20 protein-coding genes and 1 tRNA gene are annotated in these 17,259 nt (G+C 55.8%); 11 read left to right on the top strand and 10 right to left on the bottom strand.

Annotated elements, in window-relative coordinates; all coding sequences use genetic code 11:
• Positions 1-9: 9 nt before the first annotated feature.
• Positions 10-750 carry a GNAT family N-acetyltransferase gene (locus ACFE33_RS09150; RefSeq protein WP_380052550.1) on the bottom strand — a complete coding sequence of 247 codons (741 nt, stop codon included), beginning with the start codon at positions 748-750 and terminating at the stop codon, positions 10-12.
• Between the two features lie 94 nt (positions 751-844).
• Between ACFE33_RS09150 and msrB the strand changes: the two genes are divergently transcribed.
• Complete coding sequence (msrB, locus tag ACFE33_RS09155; protein ID WP_380052552.1) at positions 845-1,246, top strand: peptide-methionine (R)-S-oxide reductase MsrB; 402 nt, start codon at positions 845-847, stop codon at positions 1,244-1,246.
• A 20-nt stretch (positions 1,247-1,266) separates the two neighbouring features.
• On the opposite strand, the gene ACFE33_RS09160 is transcribed toward msrB, so the two are convergent.
• Positions 1,267-1,746, bottom strand: coding sequence for an outer membrane protein assembly factor BamE (locus ACFE33_RS09160; RefSeq protein ID WP_380052554.1), 480 nt, complete (start codon positions 1,744-1,746; stop codon positions 1,267-1,269).
• Positions 1,747-1,829: 83 nt separating this feature from the next.
• On the opposite strand from ACFE33_RS09160, the gene ACFE33_RS09165 reads away from it, so the two are divergent.
• The 8 genes from ACFE33_RS09165 to ACFE33_RS09200 all read left to right on the top strand — a co-directional run bounded on the left by ACFE33_RS09165 (position 1,830) and on the right by ACFE33_RS09200 (position 7,917).
• A complete protein-coding gene (locus ACFE33_RS09165; RefSeq protein ID WP_380052556.1) occupies positions 1,830-2,450 on the top strand; it encodes a YceD family protein in 621 nt (206 codons plus the stop codon).
• A gap of 211 nt (positions 2,451-2,661) precedes the next feature.
• Positions 2,662-2,868 (top strand): 50S ribosomal protein L32, encoded by a 207-nt coding sequence (gene rpmF, locus ACFE33_RS09170; RefSeq protein WP_380052558.1) that lies wholly within the window; start codon positions 2,662-2,664, stop codon positions 2,866-2,868.
• A 25-nt stretch (positions 2,869-2,893) separates the two neighbouring features.
• The gene (plsX, locus tag ACFE33_RS09175; RefSeq protein ID WP_380052560.1) at positions 2,894-4,000 is read left to right on the top strand and encodes a phosphate acyltransferase PlsX; all 1,107 of its coding nucleotides are present in this window, start codon (positions 2,894-2,896) and stop codon (positions 3,998-4,000) included.
• Positions 3,997-4,968, top strand: a complete 972-nt coding sequence (locus ACFE33_RS09180; protein ID WP_380052562.1) for a beta-ketoacyl-ACP synthase III — start codon at positions 3,997-3,999, stop codon at positions 4,966-4,968. Before plsX ends, ACFE33_RS09180 begins: the two co-directional genes overlap by 4 nt.
• A gap of 196 nt (positions 4,969-5,164) precedes the next feature.
• Complete coding sequence (ihfA, locus tag ACFE33_RS09185; RefSeq protein WP_380052564.1) at positions 5,165-5,464, top strand: integration host factor subunit alpha; 300 nt, start codon at positions 5,165-5,167, stop codon at positions 5,462-5,464.
• A 16-nt stretch (positions 5,465-5,480) separates the two neighbouring features.
• Positions 5,481-6,593: a MerR family transcriptional regulator gene (locus ACFE33_RS09190; RefSeq protein ID WP_380052566.1), complete on the top strand. Its 1,113-nt coding sequence runs from the start codon at positions 5,481-5,483 to the stop codon at positions 6,591-6,593.
• A gap of 61 nt (positions 6,594-6,654) precedes the next feature.
• Positions 6,655-6,731, top strand: a tRNA-Pro gene (locus ACFE33_RS09195).
• A 109-nt stretch (positions 6,732-6,840) separates the two neighbouring features.
• Positions 6,841-7,917, top strand: a complete 1,077-nt coding sequence (locus ACFE33_RS09200) for a 2'-deoxycytidine 5'-triphosphate deaminase (RefSeq protein WP_380052568.1) — start codon at positions 6,841-6,843, stop codon at positions 7,915-7,917.
• Positions 7,918-7,924: 7 nt separating this feature from the next.
• Here ACFE33_RS09200 and ACFE33_RS09205 read toward each other — a convergent pair whose 3' ends face one another.
• A complete protein-coding gene (locus ACFE33_RS09205; protein WP_380052570.1) occupies positions 7,925-8,455 on the bottom strand; it encodes an Lrp/AsnC family transcriptional regulator in 531 nt (176 codons plus the stop codon).
• Between the two features lie 74 nt (positions 8,456-8,529).
• On the opposite strand from ACFE33_RS09205, the gene ACFE33_RS09210 reads away from it, so the two are divergent.
• Positions 8,530-9,684, top strand: a complete 1,155-nt coding sequence (locus ACFE33_RS09210) for an MFS transporter (protein WP_380052572.1) — start codon at positions 8,530-8,532, stop codon at positions 9,682-9,684.
• On the opposite strand, the gene ACFE33_RS09215 is transcribed toward ACFE33_RS09210, so the two are convergent.
• From ACFE33_RS09215 to ACFE33_RS09245, 7 genes are all read right to left on the bottom strand, one after another.
• Positions 9,681-9,896 carry a hypothetical protein gene (locus ACFE33_RS09215; RefSeq protein WP_380052573.1) on the bottom strand — a complete coding sequence of 72 codons (216 nt, stop codon included), beginning with the start codon at positions 9,894-9,896 and terminating at the stop codon, positions 9,681-9,683. The genes ACFE33_RS09210 and ACFE33_RS09215 overlap by 4 nt on opposite strands.
• 39 nt (positions 9,897-9,935) lie before the next feature.
• On the bottom strand, positions 9,936-10,553 hold the full coding sequence (scpB, locus tag ACFE33_RS09220; protein ID WP_380058696.1) for an SMC-Scp complex subunit ScpB: 618 nt from the start codon (positions 10,551-10,553) through the stop codon (positions 9,936-9,938).
• A 65-nt stretch (positions 10,554-10,618) separates the two neighbouring features.
• Entirely contained in the window at positions 10,619-11,437 is an 819-nt protein-coding gene (locus ACFE33_RS09225; protein WP_380052575.1) for a segregation and condensation protein A, read from the bottom strand.
• Positions 11,430-12,443 carry a beta-N-acetylhexosaminidase gene (gene nagZ / locus ACFE33_RS09230; protein WP_380052577.1) on the bottom strand — a complete coding sequence of 338 codons (1,014 nt, stop codon included), beginning with the start codon at positions 12,441-12,443 and terminating at the stop codon, positions 11,430-11,432. Before nagZ ends, ACFE33_RS09225 begins: the two co-directional genes overlap by 8 nt.
• Positions 12,443-13,777 (bottom strand): SPOR domain-containing protein, encoded by a 1,335-nt coding sequence (locus ACFE33_RS09235; RefSeq protein WP_380052579.1) that lies wholly within the window; start codon positions 13,775-13,777, stop codon positions 12,443-12,445. The genes nagZ and ACFE33_RS09235 overlap by 1 nt, the downstream gene beginning before the upstream one ends.
• A gap of 73 nt (positions 13,778-13,850) precedes the next feature.
• A complete protein-coding gene (argS, locus tag ACFE33_RS09240; protein WP_380052581.1) occupies positions 13,851-15,593 on the bottom strand; it encodes an arginine--tRNA ligase in 1,743 nt (580 codons plus the stop codon).
• 69 nt (positions 15,594-15,662) lie between these two features.
• On the bottom strand, positions 15,663-16,901 hold the full coding sequence (locus ACFE33_RS09245) for a deoxyguanosinetriphosphate triphosphohydrolase (protein WP_380058697.1): 1,239 nt from the start codon (positions 16,899-16,901) through the stop codon (positions 15,663-15,665).
• A 15-nt stretch (positions 16,902-16,916) separates the two neighbouring features.
• On the opposite strand from ACFE33_RS09245, the gene ACFE33_RS09250 reads away from it, so the two are divergent.
• Positions 16,917-17,240: a HesB/IscA family protein gene (locus tag ACFE33_RS09250; RefSeq protein ID WP_380052583.1), complete on the top strand. Its 324-nt coding sequence runs from the start codon at positions 16,917-16,919 to the stop codon at positions 17,238-17,240.
• The last annotated feature ends 19 nt before the right edge of the window (positions 17,241-17,259 follow it).

Genomic DNA, 17,259 nt, shown 5'->3' on the forward strand with positions numbered 1-17,259 from the left:
GTCAAGACCCTAGCCCGCAACAGCCCTAAGAAGACGCTTGCGCGCAGGGGGAATTGCGCCGATTTCAAGCCCTGTAAAGACGTGCAGCGTATTTAATTTATGGTCCACGACCGCATGGTCCGAAACCCAGCCCCCCATAACCAAATAGGTTTTGAGCAGCGGCGGCATCACGCGCATGGCATTCTTGGGATTTGGCTTGCGGCGCAGTCGCTGCGCGAACTTGAACACTTTCGGCGCTTTGACCTTAGGAAGCCAATGCTTGGGTGCCAAATGACGCTCCTTCAGGAGCGCAAAAGCGTCGTAATATTCGGATGCCTCTACGCCCTTAAACGACGAGCAACCAAAGAGAAGTTTTACACCGCGCTCATCCACGTATCGCGCCATAGCGCCCCACGCGACCCGAAGAATATCGGCGTCCTGACAGGCAGGATCAATACAGAAACGGCCCATTTCGACCATTGGGCCATCAAACTCCCGCAGGCCTGAAAGCTCATAAAACTGCGCGGAATAGCTTGCTTCAATCTCGGAGCTATTCAGGTCCAGCAGACGAAAGCAGCATACCAAAGCACCACTCGCGTTCTCTTCGACCATAATATGGGTGCAACGCGCATCAAAGTCGTCTGCGTCCACACCTGCGGCTTGTGGATCCTGATCGACAAATGCACGAAAGCGGAGCAATTGAGCGGCGGCCAAGTCCTCGTCCGTTTGCGCAACGCGCACAGAATAGCGACCTTTTCTAAGGTTCAACATTTCGCGCTCCCTTTAATGAACGTGCCATGATTACCATATGATATAGTTACGAAATGCGAAAAATCCGTGACACAACCCACTTTTTGGAGGATCCATGGCGAAAATTGAAAAAACTGACGCTGAATGGCGGGCAATGCTGAGTGATGAAGCCTACCGCGTGACCCGCAAACACGGAACCGAACGCGCAAATACACATGACAACTTCCCCAAAACCGCAGGCGTATTTCAGTGTGTTTGCTGCGGCACGCCGCTTTTCGATCAGGAAACCAAATTTGAGTCCGGTACGGGATGGCCAAGCTTTTATGCGCCGATTGAGGGTGCGCCCGTAGGTGAGCAAGAAGATCGCAAGTTCTTTATGCGCCGCACAGAAGTGCATTGCTCCAATTGTCTGGCGCATCTGGGTCATGTGTTCCCCGATGGCCCCGCGCCAACGGGGCTTCGCTATTGTTTGAATGGCGTAGCGCTGAACTTCGAGGCCAAAGAAGACGCCGAATAAAAGCGAACGGGCCGGTAGAATTACTGGCCCGGAACCGCTCCAAGAGCGCTTGCACCCAAGTTGCCAAAGCTGCTGAACATTTGGTTCAGGAACGATACACCTTGGATATTGCTGTCGGTCATCCGCCGTGAAAGCGCAACAACGCGACCATTCTCAAGACCAAATCGCTCAACATTTGAAACCACGCCGCGACTGTCGAAACGGATCGCGACAACCTGACGGTCGATTTCCTCGGGTTGACGATAGCCATAATGGCGCCAGTTCGATTGTACAAAGTACCAGTCGCCGTCCTTGAGAACACCCGTGCCCGAAGGCCGCCCAACCGCAGAGGCTACTGTTTCGGTGGTATCTACGCCGACAACGATATCATCAAGTTGCTGTTGCGCAGGGATATATCCGTGTTTGCGATAGATAGATGTACAGCTTGCGAGAGCGCAAACCAGAACAATCAGACCCGCCGTTTTCGCCAGTCGCGCCTTCAAACGTGAATCGAATTGCATTGCCGCCCTCTTGATCTCTTGGTCCTAGACTTTTATCCGACTTATAGAAGGATGCAATTGTATTCAATAACGGAAGCATGACAATGACACGCGCCCCCAAGCCCACAGCACCTCGCAAGGCCTCCGCGCCACAGCCCGCAAATAGCACGCCGTGGTCTCATCCGCTTCGGGTCGCTGATCTGGCGCAGCGCAAAGATACGCGTTTCTCGCTGATTCCCGACGATGCTACCTTGAAGGCAATCGCCAAGGATTTACAGCTTGATGGGCTCAAGAAGATGCGCTTTGAAGGCACGCTTTCACCCCAAGGGAAATCCGACTGGCAACTGAGTGCAAAGCTTGGCGCGACGGTAACACAACCCTGCGTCATCACCCTCGCCCCCGTAAATACGCGCATTGATGGTCCCGTAACGCGCGTGTTTGTTAAGGATACCTCGGTATTTGATATCGAAGACGAAGAAGAGATCGAAGTAGAGTCGCAGGTCGACGAATCCCTTGAGCCGCTCGGCGCTACGATTGATCTTGGAGAGGTAATGGTCGAGGCGCTCGCGCTGGCGCTTCCGCTCTATCCGCGTGCCGAGGGTGCAGAGCTGGGCGAGGCCCAATTTGCCGCTCCGGGCGTTGCCCCGTTGCAAGATGAAGACGCACGTCCATTTGCGGGGCTTGCAAATCTTCTGAAAACAGGTGAAAAGCCCGAGAAGGAATAGACGAAGACAATATGCGTTTCTGCGGGTTTACGCCTTGGAATCGCCGACAAAAAGAAATAGCTTGCGCCTAACTGAAATCGCAGTATGTTCCCGGCCTCATTTACGAGACGGTTGGACATATGCGGCCAGCTCGGGTATGTAGCTCGTAAAGATAAGAAACACTGGGGTCAGGCACCTGCTTAACCCCCCGAAATGACCAAGGTTTTGAGACATGGCTGTCCCTAAGAGTAAGATTACAAAATCCCGTCGCGGCATGCGCCAATCCCACGATTCTCTGACTGCTGAGAATCCTAACGAATGTGGCAACTGCGGTGAGCTGAAGCGCCCGCACCACGTTTGTGGCGCTTGCGGACATTATGACGACCGCGAAGTCGTTGCTGTAGCAGGCGACGTCGAATTCGACGAAGACGCAGCTTAAGCACCGTTTTTGCCGGCACCTGAACATGACGATCAAAAACACAGATCAGCAGACTTCGGGGGCCGCGCGCACCATCATTTCGGTTGACGCCATGGGTGGCGATCGTGGGCCGGCGGCAGTTGTCGCCGGTATTGCCCGTTCTGCGGCCAAGAACCCCGCGATTGGCTTTATCGTCCATGGCGATGCCGAAGTGCTGAGCAAACTCGTCAAGAAACGTCGGCTTGAGTCGGTGTGCGAGATTCGCGACTGTAGCGATGTCGTAACGATGGACGCAAAGCCCAGCCAAGTGCTGCGCAATGGTAAGGACACATCTATGTGGTCCACCATCGAAGCAGTGCGCAATGGCGAAGCGACTGTTGCCGTGTCTTGTGGCAACACAGGTGCGCTTATGGCGATTTCCATGATCCGGCTGCGCAAGTTGCCCGGTGTGAACCGCCCTGCGATTGCCTGTTTGTGGCCGTCCCGCAATCCGAACGGTTTTAACGTAATGCTTGACGTCGGAGCGGATATTCGCGCCGATGAGCAAGACTTGCTGCAATATGCCATGATGGGCGCGTCTTATGCACGCAACGGTCTTGGCCTTTCGCGACCGCGTGTTGGCTTGTTGAATGTCGGTACCGAAGAGCACAAAGGCCGTGCCGAACTCAAAGCTGCGCACGACCTCATCAGTGAAAAAGCAGAGCAAGCTGACGTGGATTATGTCGGTTTTGTCGAGGGTGGCGATATCCCCTCTGATCGTGTGGACGTAATCGTTACGGACGGTTTCACAGGCAATATCGCTCTGAAAACTGGCGAAGGGACCGCGAATCTGATTTCGACGCTCCTTAAGGCCGCATTCAAATACTCTCCGATTTCGCGGTTCGCAGCATTGCTGGCCTACCCTTCGCTCCGCCGCCTCTCCAAGCGAATTGATCCGCGTCGCGTGAATGGTGGCGTTTTCCTCGGGTTGAACGGAACGGTGGTGAAATCCCACGGTTCGGCCGATGCCACAGGTATTTCCGCCGCAATTAAGCTCGCGTTTACCCTTGCCGAGCAAGGTTTCTCGGACAAACTCGCCGCACGGGTTGCATCCTCCGCTGCAACGCCGCAAGATGACGCAGAAATAGGCACTGCGAATGGGAACCAAGAATGACAACACGCGCCGTCGTCAGGGGTGTCGGGCACTACCTGCCCGAACGAATTGTTCCAAATAGCGAGCTTGAAACACTAGTAGACACAACCGATGAGTGGATTCGAACGCGTTCTGGAATTGAACGCCGTCATTTCGCGGCTGAGGGCGAAAACACGTCTGATCTCGCCGTAAAGGCCGCGAATGCCGCCCTTAAAGATGCGGGCATGACAGCCGACGACATCGACGCCGTGGTTGTTGCGACCTCAACCGCTGATTTCACCTTCCCTTCTGCCGCGACAATGGTTCAAGCGGGGTTGGGCATGACACGCGGGTTTGCGTTTGACGTCCAAGCGGTCTGCGCGGGATTCGTTTATGCGCTGGCCAATGCGAACGCACTGATCCTGTCGGGACAAGCCAAGCGCGTTCTGGTGATTGGCGCGGAAACCTTTAGCCGCATTCTGGATTTCACCGACCGCGCGACCTGTGTGTTGTTCGGCGATGGCGCTGGCGCGCTTATCCTTGAGGCACAGGAAGGCAACGGAACCACGGATGATCGCGGCATTCTGGCCTGTGATTTGAATTCTGACGGCCGCTACAAAGACCTGCTGCACGTGGACGGTGGCGTTTCGACAGGCACATCCGGCGTACTTCGGATGCAAGGTCGCGAAGTTTTCCGCCACGCAGTAGAAAAGCTCGCAGACACCGCGCATCGCTCGCTTGAGCAAGTCGGCCTGAGCGGTGATGACGTTGACTGGATTGTTCCACATCAGGCGAATATCCGCATTATTTCCGGCACGGCGAAGAAGATGGGCGTCCCGATGGATCGCGTTGTTGTTACAGTTCAAGACCACGGAAACACCTCTGCGGCGTCGATTCCCCTCGCCCTTTCGGTGGGCAAAGAGCGCGGACAAATCAAAGAAAACGACATCATCGTCACCGAAGCAATCGGCGGCGGGTTGGCGTGGGGTTCTGTCCTTCTGCGCTGGTAAAACGCCAAGCATACAGAATTTCGTTGGTTTTTAGGCGGATAACCGTACTTTTACGACCGTTTGCAAGCCATTGATATTGACTCGGAATTTTCAATAACACTATGCTGCCACACAGGTTCGCGGGAATTCTCTGCCAGTCCGCGCTTTGGCATGGTGGTTTGTTTTTCCCGCCCAAACATCAAACAAGGGGGTCATCATGGGTGACAAAACTCTTACGCGTATGGATCTAAGCGAAGCGGTCTTTCAAGAAGTCGGTCTTAGCCGCAATGAAAGCGCGCAGTTGGTTGAAAGCGTGTTGAACCATGTTTCGGATGCTTTGGCCTCTGGTGAAACTGTCAAAATTTCGTCGTTCGGCACATTTGGTGTTCGCGACAAGGCAGCCCGCATTGGTCGCAACCCCAAGACAGGCGAAGAGGTTCCGATTCAGCCGCGCCGCGTCCTGACGTTCCGCCCTTCGCATCTTATGAAAGAACGCGTTGCAAACGGCAACAAATAGTAGGCGCGCCTGATCCATGCCGAAGTCCCAAGATGCGTTTCGAACCATCTCCGAAGTTGCCGACTGGCTTGAAACGCCTGCCCATGTCCTGAGGTTTTGGGAAAGCCGTTTCACGCAAGTTAAACCAATAAAACGTGCTGGCGGGCGGCGATACTATCGCCCTGCCGACATGGAATTACTTAGCGGAATCAAGAAGTTGTTGCACGACGATGGGATGACCATCAAAGGTGTGCAAAAACTGCTGCGCTCCGAAGGCATCAAACACGTGGCTTCGCTTTCTCAACCCCTTGATGACACGCAGGAAACACCTGCCGCTCAAGACACCCCCGCGGTTGAAGACGCCAATCTCGTTCAGGAACCCGCTCGTGAGGCGGAACCTGTAACCAGTCAGGTCATTGCGTTCCCACCCTCACAAGAAGCTGAGGCGCCGACCGAGCCCGAGGTTGTCGCCCCGTCAGCGGAACTGGAAGATCAAGTTCAAGCAGAGGCAGAGCCTATCGACGAAGGCAGCTCTGATCTCGACACAATCGCCAAAGTCACCGCCGAAGTAAACGAGCCTCCGCAACAGATTTCCTTTCTTGATGGCTTCGCTCAGCAAACCGAGGAACCAGAAGAGGAACTTCTGTCGGAGGATGCTACGAGTGATACGCCAGCAGAAGAACCAGCTACAGAGCCACTGAATTTCGGAGACGAATTCCAAACTACGGCTCCGGAGGTTCAGTCGATATCCGACCTCGTTCTTCCCGACCCTTCGGAAGTGGACGAAGTAGGCCAAGCGCCCTTAGAAACGGAAGCTTTGGTTGAGGAAACCGTGACGGTCCCAGATCCGACGCCATCGGAAATCGATCTGGCAGCCTGGGAACAAGGTGAACCGAGCGAGGACGACCTTCGCGACCTAGAAGCTCTTGATGGGCCGTCAGAAACCGTCGAAACCACTGCTTCAGAGCCTGTCATCGTGCCAGACGATCCGCACGACAATGATCCACAGTATCGCGGCACGCCGCTTCGGCACCGTCTTCTTGCTGCACGCTACGCTATGAGCGATGAGAATAAAGGGCGCCTCGCCGTTGTTGCTGGTCGCCTCTCGACGCTGCGCGCAACGCAATTCAAAGACGCGCCGATAAATTGATCGCCAAGATGGAAATTCGCGCTTGCTCCTGCTGTCAAAAACAGTATGAAGAAGCCCAAGTCGGGCTATGGCGCAGCCTGGTAGCGCGTCCGTCTGGGGGACGGAAGGTCGCAGGTTCAAGTCCTGCTAGCCCGACCAATTCAAAAAACGTCCGCACCTTTCGGGGCTGCGGACGTTTTTGTACCAAACCTTCGCCGTTTCGCAATGTAATGGCCAATAATGCCCCAAAGCGGCAAAAGGAATCGCCATGAGCAACCCCGGTGTTTTGCCAAGCCAAGCCCTCAGCGAAATGATCGAGCGTGGAGAGATTTCCGCCGCACCAGCAATTGATCGCGCGCAAATTCAGCCTGCCTCGCTTGATCTGCGGCTTGGGACGGTTGCTTACCGCGTCCGCGCGTCGTTTCTGGCGGGACATGGGGCCAAGGTTTCGGATCGTCTTCAAGAGTTCGAGATGCATCGGGTGGATCTAACCAATGGCGCCGTACTCGAAAAAGGGTGCGTATATGTTGTTCCGCTGATGGAATCGCTGGCCCTACCCGATGGTGTACAAGCTGTTGCGAATGCGAAATCTTCAACGGGCCGCCTTGATCTACTGACCAGAACGATCACCGACGGCGGCACCGAGTTTGACCGCATCCCTGCGGGCTACAATGGCCCGCTCTATGCCGAGATTTGCCCGCGGAGTTTCTCTGTTCTGGTTCGGCCGGGGATGCGACTGAACCAAATTCGGTTCCGCGCCGGCCAGGCCGTGATTTCAGACGCCGAACTGACGCAAATGCACGCCAAGACTACGCTCGTCTCGGGTGAGGCTGTGATCTCTGAGGGTTTGGGCTTTTCTGTGGACCTTAGCGCAGGAAAAGATGGGCTTGTTGGTTATCGAGCGAAGCCTCATACGGGCGTTATAGATCTGGATTTGATTGGCCATTATGACCCCGCAGAATACTGGGAACCTATTCACACAACCGAAGAACGTATCATCCTCGATCCCGGAGCATTCTACATCCTAGTGAGCCGCGAAGCCGTGCATATTCCACCTGATTGCGCGGCGGAAATGGCGCCTTATCTGGCAATGGTTGGGGAATTCCGCGTCCATTACGCTGGCTTCTTTGATCCCGGCTTTGGTCACGATCCGGCGGGCGGCGCAGGGAGCCGCGGTGTCCTCGAAGTGCGCTGCCACGAGGCACCGTTTGTGCTTGAACATGGGCAGGTTGTGGGCCGCTTGGTCTATGAGCATATGTCTGAGGTCCCTGACCAACTGTATGGCGCAGGGATTGCCTCAAACTACCAAGGCCAAGGGCTAAAACTATCTAAACATTTCAAATAGATAATAGTTACCGAACTCCGCCGCCGTTTTCTAGTTCCGACGAAATCCCCGCCTGAACGCCTCGCTCAATATGCGTCGACAGGGCGACATATGTACGTGTACTCCGAACACCATCCGTGTCGTATAGTTTCGAGAGCAGCCCTTCCAACGCTTCGGAACTTGACACGCGCAACTTCATAATCAGACAGGTATCCCCCGTTGAGGAATGTATTTCCTCGACTTCGGGCAACTTAGCCAGCTCCATAATGCCGGGCGTCTTGCCCCAGCCCGTTGTATCCACGTGAACAAAGGCCAAGAGCCCCTTCCCCACGGATTTTCCGTCCAGCATTGCCACGGTCTTGCGGATCGCGCCGCGAGCGCGCAGGCGTTTGACTCGTTCGTGCACCGCTGGTGCCGAAAGTCCCACCGTTTGCCCGAGAGATGCGAAACTCTGGGAGGCATCATTCGCAAGCTCACCTAATATTTTTCGGTCAATAGCGTCCAGCGCCACGTCACGCGTACTGTTTGACGGAATATTATCTGTATTTTTCTGAACCATGTCGAATCCCTCTTCGCCTTAGATTATTCGGCTGTTAATCATTTTACCCTATTCACATTCAGAAGAGGTTGCAAATGACGCGCTCGGTATTGCTCTTAACGGCCATTGTTGGTGTTGTTGGTTCAAACTCTTTGATGCTCTCGCCGATTGCGGCCAAGGTTGCCGTTTCGCTCGGTGCATCTTCTCCAGATGCGGTTATGACGGCTGCGGCGCTCTATGGATTAGGTGTTGCAATGGCCGCTTTGTTGCTGGCACCGTTGGCCGATCGCTTTGGCGCCGCGCGTTCGCTTCGGGCAGCACTTGTGCTTCTGGTTTTGGCGCTGATCCTGTCTACCTCTGCAACGAGCGTCGCGATGCTGAGCGCCGCGCACGCCATCGCAGGCATCGCAGCGGGCGTCGCAATCCCCGCTCTTTATTCCCTCGCCGCTCAAATCGCACCCAAGGGCCAAGAAGCGCGGGTCATCGGCACTGTACTATCGGGCTGGACGCTGTCGATGGTCGGTGGTGTTACGATTTCCGCATATGTCGCGGATATTTTCGGCTGGCGGTATGTATATGGCGGATTGGCGGCTGCGGTGCTCGTGACTTTACCGATGCTGGCGCGCATGGACCTGCCGACCCAAATCATGAGCAAGACATCAACCTCGCCGATCACTGCCTTGCGGGTTGACGGGATTATTCCTGCGCTCATGGCCGTTGCCGCGCTTGGATTTGGATTTTATGGGTTTTACAATTACTTAGGCGCGCATCTTGAGGTAAACTTGAACCGTCCTGTCCGTGATGCGGGAGTTCTGACCCTTGTTTATGGCATCGGCTTTGCGGCAGCGATGGTATTTGACGGTGTGCTTGACCGCCTGCCCACCGTTCGCGGTCTTGCGGGTATTTTCGGGCTTCTTGCTGTGCTCTATGTTGGTATCGCTTGGGCAACGAACAGCTATCTATGGTTGCTTGTTCTGGCGCCGATCTGGGGGATACTTCAACATCTGGGGCTGAACCTAACCGTAGGTTGGCTCACCCGTCTTGATCCGGCGCAGCGCGGTGCGATCATGGGGCTGAACTCCGCTGTGATGTATCTGAGCGTATTTAGCTCAACCCTGCTCTATCGCTTTGGCTTCACACACTTCGGAATGGCGACTTGTGCACTCTTCTCTGCGGGGCTGAGCGCGGTGGCGGTTATCTATGTACTGCAAACGCGCAGAAGCGCTCAGCCTGTGCAAACCATCGTCTAGAACTTGGTATTGCGCCGCATGAGTTTGGCCTGCTTACGCATCCGTTTGGCTTGCTCCTGAGAGAGTTTCTGTTGCTCTGGCGTCGCCTCTGTGGTCTTGCCATTGCGTTTGGTTTGGTTCGCCGCAAAATCAATGCCTTTGTTGATGCCACCATTAACGATGCGGCGAGTGATCTGTCGTATGATCATGTTGATAATGCGATCGGCGTTCATTTCATTCTCCTGAATGCGTGTGCTTGGACCATGCCAACCCTATGGCATTTCGTCAAACATTTCTCCCTGATCGAACTCCAACACTTCGTCGTCGTCCTCATCAGGTTGCGGCAGACCGGGGATGATGCCGGGCGGTGGTCGGTTCTCAAGAAGGCCCGCCGCGCGCAACTCCTTAAGTCCCGGAAGATCCCGCGCGTTTTCAAGGCCGAAGTGATCAAGAAACCCTTGCGTAACCACGAATGTAACGGGCCGCCCTGGTGTCATCCGACGCCGCCCAAAACGGACCCATTCAAGCTCGATCAACTGGTCGATCGTCCCGCGAGAGACGGAAACCCCGCGAATTTCTTCGATTTCGGCTCGTGTGGCGGGCTGATGATAGGCGATGATCGCCAGTGTCTCGATTGCCGCGCGCGAGAGTTTGCGTGTCTCAACCGTCTCTTTTTGCATCAGATAGCCAAGATCGCCTGCTGTGCGCATCGCCCATGCGTCACCCACGCGATTGATCGTCACACCGCGCCCCTCATAACGTTTGCGAAGGTAAACCAACGCTTCGCCAGCGTCGCATCCGTGGGGCATTCGAGCCTCAAGGTCGCGCACCGTAACCGGCTCCGCACTTGCGAATAATATAGCTTCGACCATGCGTTCCTGTTCGGCCATCGGCGGGGCCTCAAACAGGCTCTCCTCGACTTGTGGTTCAGGATCAGCGAGGTTTTTCGGATCGCTCACGCGCGGCCTCCCTCTCTTTTTCGAATTTGAATGGGCGCGAAGGTTTCGCCTTGGCGGATTTCGATATGTCCTGCCTTAACCAACTCAAGCGAGGCCGCAAATGTCGCCGCTGTGGCGCTACGGCGCTTGGCGGGATCAAAATGCCACCCTTCGGGAAGGTACATCTCAAGGCCCGTCCAGTCTCCGGCATAACCGATCATTCCGCGCATCCTTTCAAGGGCTTGCTCCATAGTCAGGATCGCATGACGGTCCATCACAAAGGGTCGGAAATCATCCTTGGTACGAATACGGGCGTACCCCTGCATGAGGTCAAGCAATGTTGCAGAGTAGGTAACCTTGCGGACCCGCTCCACCGTTTCAGGCACCCCACGAACGAAGAAATCACGCCCTAATTGATCGCGCGCCATCAGCTTGGCCGCGCAATCACGCATGGCCTGAAGGCGCTCCAACTGAAACGCCATATGCGCTGCGAGCTCCTCGCCTGTTGGTCCTTCTTCGCCGGGTTCTGGCGGCAGCAAGAGGCGCGACTTCAAGAACGCAAGCCACGCCGCCATCACCAGATAATCCGCAGCAAGCTCAATGCGCAGACTCTTGGCGTGGTCAATAAACTTCAGGTATTGCTCGGCCAGTTCGGTAACCGAAATGCGACGCAGATCCACTTTCTGCGAACGACTAAGCGTCAGGAGCAAATCAAGCGGGCCAGCAAAACCTTCTACATCAACGATAAGGGCCTCTGCGGCCAAGCGCTCTTCTACGGATTGATCCGTCGTTGCCTCTTGGGACAACTCCTCAGGGGTGAAGAGCGCTTCATCCATCGCTTACCTCCGGCACAAGCCGACGATGCTCGGCAATCATAGCTTCGATATCGGCACCATCTGGCGCATAGCGCGCTGCAATAGCGGCACGTGCGCGCGCGTTCGTCTCGGCAGACATCTCGCCTGATGCCGCCGCAACTTCGATCATTTCAGCCAAATTTCCGTTGCAATGCAAGACCACATCAATCCCCGCTGCCACACAGGCCGTAGCGCGGGTCGCGGGCGTGCCCGAAAGCGCCTCCATCGACAGGTCATCACTCAAGAGCAAACCACCAAAGCCGATTTCATCACGGATAAGCCCGATCATCCGCTTTGAGGTCGTTGCAGGGCCATCGTCAAATGCCTCGTAGACGACGTGGGCGCTCATGGCGATGGGCAGGTCATTCAGAGCAACGAAGGGCGCAAAATCATGCTTGCGAAGGGTCTCTTGCGAGGCATCCGTTCGCGGCAGGTCTTTGTGGCTATCGACGCTGGCGCGCCCATGTCCGGGCATATGTTTTGCAACGGGTAGCACGCCGCCATCCAGATGCCCTTGCGCAACCTGACGGCCAATTTTCGCAGCCACTTCAGGCGCTTCACTATAGCACCGGTTCGCGATTACACCGTGGGTTTCAGGCCGAACCAAATCAAGCACTGGCGCACAGTTGCAATCAATCCCAACCGCGCGCAATTCATCCGAAAGGATTCTGGACCGCAAGTACATGCTGCGCTCTGGGTCGGATGATTTCACGACCTCATCGAGCGCGGGCCACCATGCACGCCAATGCGGCGGGCGCATACGTGCAACGCGGCCGCCTTCTTGGTCGATCAACACGGGGGCATCATACCCAACTGCCGCACGCAGATCGGAAGTGAGCTTCTTTACCTGCTCTGGCGTATCTATATTTCGGGCAAAGAGGATAAACCCGAACGGTTTCACCTTCGCAAAAAACGCGGCTTCTTCGTTTGAGAGCACCAACCCCTCACAGCCGAAAATGACTGCGGAGTTTCCGATTTCAACGCTCATTAGCGCACCACAACAGAGACACACTCTGCTCCCTCGGCTTGAAGGGCCGCGCAGAATTGGCGCGCCTCGTTAATGGTTTCAAATCCGTGTGCACGCAGGCGATAGAACGTCCGACCGCCCCGCTCTGCGCGCTCGATCACGCGGGTTTTACCTTCCATGTAGTCCCCATAGAGGCTAGTTTTCTTGACCCATTCGGCGCGCGCGATATCTTCGCTCGCATATGCACCAAGCTGCGCGAGATTGGTACCCACCGCCAAATTGGACGGCGCCAGTGAAGCGGTATCATCCGCGACGGCGGCAGGATCAGCATCCCCCGCAAGCGCCATGGCCAAGGCCGCCGCTACAGACTCTTGCTGTGCACTCACCACGTCTTCAAACCCGCTTGGCCGCTGCCTTGGCCGCGCCGATTTTGCCACGCCACCGATGCTCGCCGGAATTATATCGGGGTTCTCGGCCGTTGCGGCTTCAATCGCGGCGGGTACGTCCAATGCTTCGGGCGCTTCGATCTCTGGTTCAGTTGTCAGCGCGATCTGCTGCGGCTCTTCTATTGGTTGAGGATCGGGTTCGGGGGCTGGTGCAGGCTCTGGTTGATCTTCTTTGGCTGATGGCTCCTGCGTGGCGACCTCGACCACGGGATCATCTTCCAGCAAATCAACTGGTTCTGGTGCAAGGACAAGTCTATCGGCGGTTGCCTCTGCTTCTCCGACAGCTTGAACCGCATTCACCGCTAGGCCTTGGTGCATTGCCAATTGGCCGCCCGGATCTTTTGGCTGTATGCGCATAGGCCCCTCAAGCGCGGCGACAACGGGAATACCACTCACATCGCGCACGGCGAGCTTGTACCCCCAATATCCAAGCCCAAAAACCAAGGCGATCGACGTGGCCGCGCCCAAGAAATTCACGATCATACCAATATTGCGCGGCTGTGGCGTTTCTGTTTGCGGCGCAACTTCAGGAGACGGAACACTTGCGAATTCCGCATCGGGCGGTACATGCGCCTGCGTCGTGCGCGGAAAAACCCGTTCGCGCGGCGGCGTTACGGGTGGCACCGATTGCGTCTCCGGCTCCACGGCAGCTTGTCGGTGGGGCTGATAGGACGGTGGCGGCAAATCCTCTTGAACAGGTTCGGCCACGGCCTCGTATCGACGGCGCGGCGCGGGTTCGGCCTGTGTGGGTTGGCCTTGAACGTATTGCGTAGGGTCGAACGCCTTGCCACGCCGACGCGCAGAAGGTTGCAATGGACGTCCGAATTCATCCGTCTGCTCGCCGAGCGACGGAAGCGAATAATCTGTTGCTTGAGGGGGCCGCCCCTTAGAGCGCTCCTGATTGCTCATGTGTGCCTCACCGATATCAACCTGGGGTTACGTCCCCATTTACTGCCTTGTACCGGTAAGGCTACTCTTGTTATCAGCGCATTTCCTCAACCGGCGTTACGCCGAGAATACCAAGACCTGACGAAATAACAACGGCTACGGCGCGGATGAGCGCGATTTTCGCCTGTGATGTCGCAACATCATCTTCTTGGATAAAGCGCAGGGCAACATCGTCGTTCCCCAAATTCCAGAGCGCATGAAGCTCGGACGCCAAATCATAGAGATAGAACGCAATGCGGTGCGGCTCGTTTGTGCGTGCCGCGATCTCGACCAAACGCGGCCATTCCGCGATTTTTTGGGCAAGGCTGATCTCTGATTTATGGGTCAAGCTGCTCAAGTCAGCGGCGATCAAGTCCTTGTCAGCGCAAGGAATATTGGCCGCCGTTGCTTTGCGAAGGACCGAATTCACCCGTGCGTGCGCGTATTGCACATAGAACACAGGGTTGTCTTTGCTTTGCTCCTGAACCTTGTCGAAATCAAAATCCAGTGGCGCGTCGTTCTTGCGCGTAAGCATCACAAAGCGGGTCACATCAGGGCCGACTTGCTCAACAACATCGCGCAGCATGATGAACGTCCCTGCCCGCTTGGACATTTTGAACGGCTCGCCGTTTTTGAACAGTTTGACAAGTTGCGTAAGCTTCACATCCAGTGGCACTTCGCCCGCCGAAAGCGCAGAAACTGCAGCCTTCATCCGTTTGACATAGCCACCGTGGTCGGCACCAAACACGTCGATAAGCTGGTCAAAGCCGCGCTCGATCTTGGTATAGTGATACGCGATATCTGGCGCGAAGTATGTCCATGACCCGTCGGATTTCATCACCGGACGATCGACATCATCGCCATGTTCTGTTGACTTAAAGAGGGTTTGCTCGCGCGCCTCCCAATCTTCAGGAAGTTTGCCCTTGGGTGGCTCAAGCGTACCAGTATAGATCAGCCCCTGCCTGCGCAGTGCTTCGATCGCGCCTTCGATCTGTCCTGTGCCATAAAGGGCCTTCTCGCTCGAGAAAACATCCATCTCAACACCGAGGCTCGCGAGGTCTTCGCGGATCAGGTGCATCATGGCATCAGTAGCATAGTCGCGCAGCATCGGAAGCCACTCGGCCTCGTCCATCTCTGTGAGCTTATCGCCATAGGCCTTGGCCAACGCATCCCCAACGGGAATGAGGTAATCGCCCGGATATGTGCCGTCCTCAAACGCAACTTCTTGGCCCAATGCCTCAAGGTAGCGCAGATAGACAGACCGCGCGAGGACGTCGACCTGTGCGCCGCCATCATTGATGTAATACTCGCGTGTCACGTCATAGCCTGCGTAGTCCAGCAAGCTTGAAAGCGCGTCGCCAAATACCGCACCGCGTGTGTGACCAACGTGAAGCGGACCTGTCGGGTTTGCCGACACAAACTCCACGTTTACCTTGATGCCTTCGCCCATGTTCGAGCGGCCAAAGGTTTCATCCGACAGCGCCGTTTTCACGATCCCCTGCCAAATGCTCGGCGCAAGACGCAAATTCAGGAACCCGGGGCCAGCAACCTCGGCCAGATCAACACGCTCGTCCGCCTGAAGTTTTGCGGCAAGCGCCTCTGCGATATCGCGCGGTTTCATTTTGGCGTGCTTGGCCAAAACCATCGCTGCGTTGGTTGCCATATCGCCATGTGCCGCGTCGCGCGGAGGCTCTACTGCAACGTTCTTGAAATCAAGATCGGCGGGCAAAACGCCCTCAGAGGTCAGTGCATCGAGGCTCTCGATAACGAGGCCGCGGATTTCGGCAAAAAGGTTCATCGTTTGGTTCCTATGACTTTGAGCGCGGTTTAGCATGATTGACGAAACATTCAACCATCCGCAGCGCGGCTAATCCTTAAACTCGATCTGACCGGTTACGATATTGTCGGGCTGCACGCCGCCAATAAGACGTTTGTGCTCCTGTATCGCAAAACGGTCGGTCATGCCCGAGATATAATCCGCCACAATCCGCGCCAGTTCTGTTTCGCTCTCAACTTCGTCGACATCCTTGCGCCATTGCTTGGGCAAGAGGTCTGGCTGCTCCATGAAAAGCGGGAAGAGTTCATCCACCATTTGCGTCACCTTCTGGCGCATCCGCACGACCATCGGCGCGCGATACATGCGCGTAAAAAGGAACTTGCGAATAACCTTCAGGTCCGTCCAGATCGCATCTGAGAACTGTATCATCGGCCGCCCCGCGGCGCGGATATCTTCGACGGATTGCGGGTCTAACGCGGCCAAATTCGCCCGACTTTGGGCGAGGACGTCCTCAACCAATACACCAAAGAAGCGCCGCAGCGCTTCGTGACGGCGGCGATAGTAATTCAGATCGGGATACCTCGCATCAACACGGGCAAAACACCCATCCAACAGCGGAAGCTCGGCCAATTCATCCGTTGAAAACAGCTCAGCGCGCAAACCATCGTGAAGGTCATGCGAATTATAGGCAATATCATCCGCAAGCGCGGCGCATTGGGCCTCGGCGCTGGCATAGGTTCCCAGCTCAAGGTCATGACGCGCGTTATAATCAGCAAGCGCATAAGGCAATGTACCGACAACGGGGCCGTTGTGTTTGGCGATCCCCTCAAGTGTCTCCCACGTAAGGTTGAGCCCGTCAAAATCAGCGTAGTGGCGTTCCAAATCGGTGACAATCCGCAAGGCCTGAGCGTTATGATCAAAGCCGCCATAGGGTTTCATCAGATCGGCAAGCGCGTCCTCCCCCGTATGACCGAACGGTGTATGGCCCAAATCATGCGCCAAGGCGACGGCCTCGGTCAGTTCCTGATTAAGACCAAGCGTCCCCGCAAGGGTCCGCGCCACCTGTGCCACCTCAATCGAATGTGTAAGGCGCGTGCGGAAATAATCGCCCTCATGCTCAATAAACACTTGGGTTTTATGTTTCAGTCGCCGAAAGGCGCTGGCGTGGATGATACGATCCCGATCCCGTTGAAACGGAGAGCGGTGAGCGCTTTCTTCCTCAGCGAACAGTCGTCCCTTACTGCGTGCCGGATCCGTAGCAAATTTTGCGAGCATATGTTCTGCCTGTTGTCGCTGTGCTTTGAACCCCTTATATGAGGAAGGTAACAGAATGGAAACGCGCTAATGATTTTACCACCAAGAGTCACTCCCCGTGCCTTTGAACGCCTCGCCGAAATCGGTGCTGCTGGCGACGGAAAAGCGCTGCGTGTGGCCGTAGAAGGCGGCGGATGCAGTGGTTTTCAATACGAAATCAAACTGGACGAGCCCCTAGCCGAGGATCTGGTTCTTGAGGGCAACGGCGAGAAAGTCGTTGTGGACAGTGTTTCGCTGCCCTTCCTTGCGGATGCCGTTATTGATTTCTCGGAAGAGTTGATCGGCGCTCGGTTCACGATCGACAACCCGAACGCCTCTTCTAGCTGCGGATGCGGCACAAGCTTCTCTATGTAATTTCCGGACGTCAGGGCCA

This window comes from Falsihalocynthiibacter sp. SS001, assembly GCF_042445055.1.
In the GTDB taxonomy this organism is placed as follows: Bacteria; Pseudomonadota; Alphaproteobacteria; order Rhodobacterales; family Rhodobacteraceae; genus Falsihalocynthiibacter.

Bases quoted from the DNA above. Each gene is read 5' to 3' on its own strand.
- nagZ (WP_380052577.1), bottom strand. From the start codon at position 12,443: ATGAGCGTTGAAATCGGAAACTCCGCAGTCATTTTCGGCTGTGAGGGG.
- ACFE33_RS09235 (WP_380052579.1), bottom strand. From the start codon at position 13,777: ATGAGCAATCAGGAGCGCTCTAAGGGGCGGCCCCCTCAAGCAACAGAT.
- plsX (WP_380052560.1), top strand. From the start codon at position 2,894: ATGACGATCAAAAACACAGATCAGCAGACTTCGGGGGCCGCGCGCACC.
- ACFE33_RS09225 (WP_380052575.1), bottom strand. From the start codon at position 11,437: ATGGATGAAGCGCTCTTCACCCCTGAGGAGTTGTCCCAAGAGGCAACG.
- ACFE33_RS09215 (WP_380052573.1), bottom strand. From the start codon at position 9,896: ATGAACGCCGATCGCATTATCAACATGATCATACGACAGATCACTCGC.
- ACFE33_RS09250 (WP_380052583.1), top strand. From the start codon at position 16,917: ATGATTTTACCACCAAGAGTCACTCCCCGTGCCTTTGAACGCCTCGCC.
- scpB (WP_380058696.1), bottom strand. From the start codon at position 10,553: ATGGCCGAACAGGAACGCATGGTCGAAGCTATATTATTCGCAAGTGCG.
- ACFE33_RS09165 (WP_380052556.1), top strand. From the start codon at position 1,830: ATGACACGCGCCCCCAAGCCCACAGCACCTCGCAAGGCCTCCGCGCCA.
- msrB (WP_380052552.1), top strand. From the start codon at position 845: ATGGCGAAAATTGAAAAAACTGACGCTGAATGGCGGGCAATGCTGAGT.
- argS (WP_380052581.1), bottom strand. From the start codon at position 15,593: ATGAACCTTTTTGCCGAAATCCGCGGCCTCGTTATCGAGAGCCTCGAT.
- ACFE33_RS09150 (WP_380052550.1), bottom strand. From the start codon at position 750: ATGTTGAACCTTAGAAAAGGTCGCTATTCTGTGCGCGTTGCGCAAACG.
- ACFE33_RS09160 (WP_380052554.1), bottom strand. From the start codon at position 1,746: ATGCAATTCGATTCACGTTTGAAGGCGCGACTGGCGAAAACGGCGGGT.
- ACFE33_RS09190 (WP_380052566.1), top strand. From the start codon at position 5,481: ATGCCGAAGTCCCAAGATGCGTTTCGAACCATCTCCGAAGTTGCCGAC.
- ACFE33_RS09200 (WP_380052568.1), top strand. From the start codon at position 6,841: ATGAGCAACCCCGGTGTTTTGCCAAGCCAAGCCCTCAGCGAAATGATC.
- ihfA (WP_380052564.1), top strand. From the start codon at position 5,165: ATGGGTGACAAAACTCTTACGCGTATGGATCTAAGCGAAGCGGTCTTT.
- ACFE33_RS09210 (WP_380052572.1), top strand. From the start codon at position 8,530: ATGACGCGCTCGGTATTGCTCTTAACGGCCATTGTTGGTGTTGTTGGT.
- rpmF (WP_380052558.1), top strand. From the start codon at position 2,662: ATGGCTGTCCCTAAGAGTAAGATTACAAAATCCCGTCGCGGCATGCGC.
- ACFE33_RS09180 (WP_380052562.1), top strand. From the start codon at position 3,997: ATGACAACACGCGCCGTCGTCAGGGGTGTCGGGCACTACCTGCCCGAA.
- ACFE33_RS09205 (WP_380052570.1), bottom strand. From the start codon at position 8,455: ATGGTTCAGAAAAATACAGATAATATTCCGTCAAACAGTACGCGTGAC.